The sequence below is a fragment of the Arthrobacter rhamnosi genome (genome assembly GCF_054510855.1).
Genome location: NZ_JBTNDT010000016.1, coordinates 1 through 6,303 on the forward strand (window position 1 = coordinate 1; position 6,303 = coordinate 6,303).

Annotated in this window: 8 protein-coding genes; 3 read left to right on the forward strand and 5 right to left on the reverse strand. The window is 62.0% G+C overall.

Annotation, left to right across the window (positions count from 1 at the left end):
• Window positions 1–162: 162 nt before the first annotated feature.
• Window positions 163–615: a VOC family protein gene (locus ACX80I_RS17175; protein WP_459346315.1), complete on the reverse strand. Its 453-nt coding sequence runs from the start codon at window positions 613–615 to the stop codon at window positions 163–165.
• Window positions 616–765: 150 nt separating this feature from the next.
• Here ACX80I_RS17175 and ACX80I_RS17180 point away from each other — a divergent pair, with 150 nt between their 5' ends.
• A complete protein-coding gene (locus ACX80I_RS17180) occupies window positions 766–1,110 on the forward strand; it encodes a MarR family winged helix-turn-helix transcriptional regulator (protein ID WP_459346316.1) in 345 nt (114 codons plus the stop codon).
• Between the two features lie 102 nt (window positions 1,111–1,212).
• Here ACX80I_RS17180 and ACX80I_RS17185 read toward each other — a convergent pair whose 3' ends face one another.
• Entirely contained in the window at window positions 1,213–1,731 is a 519-nt protein-coding gene (locus ACX80I_RS17185; protein ID WP_459346317.1) for a DUF7010 family protein, read from the reverse strand.
• Window positions 1,732–2,813: 1,082 nt separating this feature from the next.
• Between ACX80I_RS17185 and ACX80I_RS17190 the strand changes: the two genes are divergently transcribed.
• Complete coding sequence (locus tag ACX80I_RS17190; RefSeq protein WP_459346318.1) at window positions 2,814–3,263, forward strand: hypothetical protein; 450 nt, start codon at window positions 2,814–2,816, stop codon at window positions 3,261–3,263.
• Between the two features lie 340 nt (window positions 3,264–3,603).
• Here ACX80I_RS17190 and ACX80I_RS17195 read toward each other — a convergent pair whose 3' ends face one another.
• Window positions 3,604–4,782: an MFS transporter gene (locus tag ACX80I_RS17195; RefSeq protein WP_459346320.1), complete on the reverse strand. Its 1,179-nt coding sequence runs from the start codon at window positions 4,780–4,782 to the stop codon at window positions 3,604–3,606.
• Here ACX80I_RS17195 and ACX80I_RS17200 point away from each other — a divergent pair.
• Window positions 4,697–4,879: a hypothetical protein gene (locus ACX80I_RS17200; RefSeq protein WP_459346322.1), complete on the forward strand. Its 183-nt coding sequence runs from the start codon at window positions 4,697–4,699 to the stop codon at window positions 4,877–4,879. The two genes, ACX80I_RS17195 and ACX80I_RS17200, sit on opposite strands and share 86 nt — an antisense overlap.
• Window positions 4,880–5,175: 296 nt before the next feature.
• Here the strand turns inward: ACX80I_RS17200 and ACX80I_RS17205 are convergent, their stop codons facing one another.
• Together ACX80I_RS17205 and ACX80I_RS17210 are read right to left on the reverse strand one after the other, a co-directional pair.
• Window positions 5,176–5,439, reverse strand: a complete 264-nt coding sequence (locus tag ACX80I_RS17205; protein WP_459346321.1) for an HPr family phosphocarrier protein — start codon at window positions 5,437–5,439, stop codon at window positions 5,176–5,178.
• A gap of 119 nt (window positions 5,440–5,558) precedes the next feature.
• Window positions 5,559–6,303: glycoside hydrolase family 26 protein (locus tag ACX80I_RS17210; protein WP_459346319.1), on the reverse strand; the 745-nt coding region annotated here is incomplete at its 5' end.

Sequence of the window (6,303 nt, forward strand, 5' to 3'; positions counted from 1 at the left end):
CGGATGCTGTTCTGCACGCCACCCCTTGATGTAAAGCATCCTTGTCACGACAAGGATGCTTTACATCAGGAGCGGTTGTCAATGCTCCGGCGATCACGCTCCTGAGTGCCCTAGGTGGGTTTTTCACCCTCCGGTGGTAGTCCTGCGGGGGAGGGGATGAGTCTAGGTAGCTAGACGCGCTCCCCACTCGTGCGGGGGGACAACTCGGGTTTGCTGGGAGAACTCCCAGCGATGGCCTTCGAGGTCCTCGACCGTGTACTGGCGTAGGCCCCAAGGTTTGTCCTCGAGCGGCGCGATGATCGTGGCGTGGGCGGCCAGGCTCCGCTCGTAATGGCCCTGGACGTCATCGACGAGTACGACAAGTGCCGAGCTGGCTCGCCCAAGAGTCAGAGGGCTGGGCTGGTCCTCGGTGGCGCCGGCCAGTTCCACGAACCCGTCACCGATGTGCATCTCAGCATGTTGAACCACACCTTCCGACGATGACCACCGAAGATACTCGGTGAAACCAAAAACGTCGCGCAGCCAGTCAAGGGCCTTACCCACGTCCTTGTATCGCAGGGACGGCATGATTCGAGGAAAGCCGTCCGCTGGATCGTAGGAGTGTTCGCGGGTCATGGCCCAGTATTGCGGTGACCATAGCCATGCGACAAGAACCAGCAGCTGGATGCACGGCAGACCCAGACCGCGCTTGGTCCCCTTCGACGCCGCCTCCACTCCAGATGGCCCCTGTACGCGCTGGCCACCGCACCGGATTGGACACTTCGCATGAGTGATATGGCCGGATTCGCCAATGGCTCGCTCTCACACCTGTCCCGTGCCGTGTCACGGCTGCAGGGCCGGGGCTGGGTCCAGCGGGCACCAGATCCCGCCGATGGGCGGTCCACCCGGGCAACCCTCACCGCTGGTGGACTCGAGGTGTTCGACCAGGCCACGCCCTCCCATGTGGCCACAGTGACCGCGTTGGTCCTCGACCCGCTGACCGCCGCACAAAAACTGCAGTTGCGGGACATCGCGGTGCGCATTCAACACGCCATCAGGGTGCAGGAAGGATGGCGGCCACCCACCACCAGCCCCACCGCACCACTCTCGACAAGCGGCAGCAGCTCATAGCCTGTACTGGCGGCATCTTGCGGCAACGCCCAGGTCCCACACGACGTCCAATCCTGACCGGTCAAACTCGGTCGCTGAGCTCACCTTTCGATGAGGCGGTCGTCACCGTTGAGCGGTGTCTGTCCGCGGAGGCGCGAACATCCCAAAACTGTAGGCGAGCAGGATCAAGGACATGACCAGCCCTGACCCAACGGCCGCTCCCAGAGCGCTGGTCCGAGTGCCAATCAGCAGGCCAACACCACCCAGGACGGTCAGAACCCCTCCGAGGGTGTAGAACATGCGTTCCTTGAACGCCCAGGCGAAGGGTATGAAGTGGAGACCGACGACCAGGGCGATCAGTGCAGGTTGAAGCTCCACCTTACCCATTGAAGTGAGCCGTCCCGTGCCGAAAGCGATCAACGCGAACTCCATGACCACGCACAGAAGATAGATCCCGATCTGCTGACCACGAGGAGTAGTGAAGGGGCCAAGGTAGCGCGGCGAAGCGAAGAGGAACCAGAGGGTGCAGACAACCGCACCAACGACCAGGGTGCGCGCGGCGACAGACAGGAGATCCGCCGGTCCCGGCGTGTAGGAGAACACAAAAACGCACGCGCCGAACAACCCGATGAGGGTTCCCACCCGCCGCGGATCCACCAAGCGGGGAGGTGCACCCGTCGGGTTCCACCCAGTGCTGCTGTTGCCGGTCATGCAAAGACCCCCTGAAGAGAAAGCAGCTACCGCCGGCCGCCAGCTATCACTCGAGAACCCGCGGACGAAGTGCTCGCAACAGTACCTCGCCGGGTGAGTTCGACGCGGAAAGTCTGACTCGGCCTGTCGGTGTGGTTCCAGTAGGGACAGAGCACGTTCGACAAGCGACGGACCGATCGGATCTCCGGTGCGCGATCTGATAAAGGGCCTTCGACAGTATCCTCAAGGCCGCCATCCGAATTCATGCTCAGACGCGGCTCGAGAAGCTCGTACATAGCTGCATGAACGTCCGGGTCCTGGTGCGCACGGCGACGTGGACTGGGCACTTCGCGAGGAACCGGGAAGTTGTGTCCGCCATGGAACGTATCGTGGTTCACCTCGACTACATGAACCATGCTCCGGGCCGGTTATGTAGTCCGCAATCGGCCATTGGTCCTGACCTGCACCAAGAATGACCTTTCTCCCGCTTTCCTACGCTAACCAGTCTTTCGACTACTCGACTTCGCCCATCATCGTTGACCCAGCCCATACGAGCGCGGACATTGAACGTAGGGATTCAGCGCTGTGCCTGGGTAAAACCGCTAAGCGAACGATCCTTAGGCCCCACGCCCGACGGCCCTGCAGCTTCTTGAGACCAAGCTCCGGGGCCGTTGCTCCCTCTCGAAGCAACGCAACGGAGGGCGCCGGTAAGACCTCAATAGGTTGTGCTCGAGCTTCCCTAGCTTATGAAGGGAAGTGTCCCTGCCTAGGCATACATCGAGTCGGTCGGAGGGAACTCCATGGATTCTGGTACGCCTTCGGTGCCCCGCTGAATCGTAGGAGAGTTCGCGGGTCATGGCCCAGTACTGCAGTGACGACAAGGCCCATCTCACTCGTGAAACCCGTTGACTCGTTGGTGAGCGGGCAAGCAACGCCGTTCGCTGTCGCTTCCATTGTCCGATTCGTCCACTGCCCGCGATGAAAGCTCGCCATGACCTTGGTGGACCATGACAACCAACGGCGAAGGATGAGGGATGAGCGACTGGACCACGATCACAACGGCGATAGGGGTCGCCCTCAGCGGGGACAAAGACCGTGGCCACCGGCTCCTTTTAACGTGCTGGGCTGCTACAACACCCGCGCATCACGCTCACCGGTGCATTTTGGCTCACTACCTCGCCGATACTGAACCGGAACTGGAGCAGGAGATCGCCTGGGATGAAATTGCCCTGCAGGAGCACGGCTTTCTGCAGGACGACGAGCTTGCCTCATTAGGGATCCCTTCAGCGAAGGGCCTCCAGCCCTCACTGCACCTCAATCTCGCCGATGGATATCACCGGATAGGTAGGACCGTGCTTGCTCAAGAGCACCTCGCCAAGGGACGAGCAACTCTTGGGGCGCTTATGGACGACGGCTACGGAAAGATGATCCGCGCCGGCCTCGACAACCTCGCTCAACGACTAACAACAACAACCCAGGCGTAAAGCACCACGTAAATAACACCTTCCAAAACAGGTCCAGAACGCACGGCAGAGGATTCACTTACGGATCGGATCGGATCGGATCGTGCGAGCTGCTAGCGGTGTTGGACCCAAATGTTTGTTTCCGTGTACGTTCCTACATCGGCAACGCGGTCGATGTGTAGTGTCGATAGGCCATCGGGGATGACGTACTCGCCTGAGCTTGGGAACAGCATGTCAGTCCAAGCTTCCCACTGAGCAATGGTCCCAAGCGATCGATCGACAGTACGGGTAACTTGATCGGCTGCCATCTTCCCGTCAAGGTCCTCATCACCAACGACAGAGTGCATCCCTGGCAGTGGCTCTAGCCGGTCGGTGCCTCTGATTCCAATGCGGGCGGGGCTGCGGAGATGTTCGAGATGGCCTTCCACAGCAGGACCAGGGTGATGGCGGAGCCTGCGAAGGCGAACCACCACGGCCCGGTCAGTCCCCACACCTGAGCGATCGCCCCACCGAGCAGCTGCCCGATGACGAGCCCACCGAATACGCCGACCATGTTGACGGAAGCAATGCGCCCCTGCAGGGACAGGGGAACGAGGCGCTGCCGGACAGTCGTCGAGATGGTGCCCCAAATGAAGGCGTAGATGCCGAACCCGAACATGATGACGAAGGCGAGAGCGGCCGAGGTCGTGAGAGCGAAGCCCAGGTGCATCGCCACCTCGAGGCTGAGGCAGACCCGCATCATGGTTGCCAAGCGAACCCGTCGTTCGAGCCAGCCGAAACAGCTGATTCCCACGAGTCCGCCAAAAGCCGCGGAGGTTGCAAGCAGGCCATAGCCGACGGCGCTGAGGCCCAGATACTCCGTGGCGTAGAGCACGAGGACGTACCAGGGGGCCGCCCACGTCATGTTGAAGATCAGGATGATGAGGATCAGCGTCCGGACGGGCGCGTTGCCACGCAGCCAGGAAAGACCCTCCCGGATAGGCCGATGTTTCATGCCGTCGTCGAGGGCGGCCACGTCCTGCTGCGGAGGAGGCGTTTTCGCCATCCTCGAGACAAGGACAACGGCAAGGCTCACGCAGAGGATCTGCACGGTGAACGGCCAGAACGAGCCGACAGCGAAGAGTAAAGCGCCCAGCGGCGGCCCGACAAGTTGGTTGGCCACGTGGTATCCGGCCTGCATACGGGCGTTACCCACTCCGAGATCGGCCGATGGCACTGTCATGGGAAGCAACGTGCTGCCGGCCGTGTCCGCAAAGACTTCAGCCGTTCCGTAGAGGAAAGCCGAGATAAGCACCACCCAAATGCTCACGTGACCGGTCACCAGAACGGTCACGAGGCCGAGGACGATGACGGCCCGGACACCGTTTGCAAGCATCACGAGTCGGCGCCGGTCATGATGATCGGCGATCGAACCCGCCAAGAGTCCGAACAGGAGCCACGGCAGGATCTGCATCATGGCCCCGGACGCGACCAGGACCGGCGACGACGTCACCGACGCAATCAGCAGGGGAGCGGCCGAGAGAGCAATCCCATCACCGATGTTGCTCGTCCAGGTGGACGCGAGCAACCATCTGAAGCTGCTGCCCAACCGGCGCGGAGCGAGCACCTCACCGAACGAGGACATTGCATTCTCCTGACGAGGGGAAAGTGGTGGGGCGAAGGTGGGTTGCACTGTTCGTTCTCGGATCGTAGCGGTTGAGCGAAGTCACCTGCCCACAAGCCGATCCCAAGGGGAGTGCCACACCATACGAGGGCGGCTCGCGTTGCTAAAACTAATCCGGTAGTTCTGAAGGCGCTCAGTGCGTCCGATGCGTCGAAGGAGGACTAGCGGCAGTGCCTCCGCACAGGTTGCACGACCCAAGAGCCAGGAGCGATCAGGCGTGTTCGGTCAGGTTTCAGAGGTGTAGAAAGTAACTGGCCGGGGCTTGAGGTGTCAGCCCGGTGAACTGATCACAGCGGCGATGGTATCCAGCGTTGTTTCTGCATGCGGCCCGTCGCAGCTCACGGTCAGGGACTCTCCCGCTGCAGCTCCGAGACTCAGCACAGCCATGAGCCTGGACGCATCAACCTGATACGACGGATCCGAGGTCAGCGCCAGAAGGACCGTGGCGCCGCTGGCCTCGACTGCGGCGGCGAGGCGGGTCGCAATAATTGCATGAAGACCCCCTTGCGCACCAACCACGACATCCAGTTCCATCACGGGGTTTCCTCTCCTCTGGAACGACTCGGCGAGTCTCGAACCTTCCACATCAATTTTGACGATGATTCGCCGATTCCCGCCTCAGGCTTGTGAGGTAAGGGTGGGTTTCGTGGATCCTACGTTTCGGGGGCGACGAGGGGTTCCCCGCAGGTGTCGGGTGCCTGGGCGAAGCGGTACCACGCCGGTAGGGCGGCTGTGAATTCGGAGCGGATGGTGGGATCCTCCAGGACGGTCCAGTCCACGGGGGCGCCGACTTCGGGTTCCATCTTGTTCCACTCGAACCAGTTGATCATTTTCAGGTGCGGGAACCGCTCGTGCACGGTCGGGTCGAAGACCTGCTGCCACCAGGCGCGCTTGATGTTCAGGGTGCGCAGTTCGCCGATGTCGTCCTGCACGAGGGACGCCGTCTCCGGGATGGCGACCGGTTTGCCGTGATTCACCGCGTACTCGGCGTAGAAGTCCGGGAGCATGGAGTCATCCCCGTTCTTCCCGTCGTAGGTTCCGGTGAGCTGGTCGGCGAACTTGCCCTCCTCGGGCATCTCGCTCTCACCCCAGGGGTAGGTGTTACCCCAGTGGTAGAGGGACATGCCCACCCAGTCGACGGCGTCGTCGCCGGGGTAGTAGGGGGCGTACGGGTCATCGAATGACGTCAGGGCCCCATCCCCGGTCGTGTCCAGGACAGGGAAGCCCGGCGTGCCGGGCAGGGACTCGTACTCACCGCCGGCGAAGGGGTACCCTCCGGCGTAGTTGGGCGCCCACATCATCGCGGACCCCGGGGCATCCCGGTGCACGGCGTCGGCCACGCGTTGGAAGGCGGCAATGTAGTCGGCGGGTTGCTGGCCCCACGGGTACCAGGATCCG

What these genes read in the sequence shown, in the direction of transcription:
- ACX80I_RS17200 (WP_459346322.1), top strand. Translation starts at nt 4,697, where the DNA reads ATGGCCCCGGACGCGACCAGGACCGGCGACGACGTCACCGACGCAATC.
- ACX80I_RS17190 (WP_459346318.1), top strand. Translation starts at nt 2,814, where the DNA reads ATGAGCGACTGGACCACGATCACAACGGCGATAGGGGTCGCCCTCAGC.
- ACX80I_RS17175 (WP_459346315.1), bottom strand. Translation starts at nt 615, where the DNA reads ATGACCCGCGAACACTCCTACGATCCAGCGGACGGCTTTCCTCGAATC.
- ACX80I_RS17180 (WP_459346316.1), top strand. Translation starts at nt 766, where the DNA reads ATGAGTGATATGGCCGGATTCGCCAATGGCTCGCTCTCACACCTGTCC.
- ACX80I_RS17205 (WP_459346321.1), bottom strand. Translation starts at nt 5,439, where the DNA reads ATGGAACTGGATGTCGTGGTTGGTGCGCAAGGGGGTCTTCATGCAATT.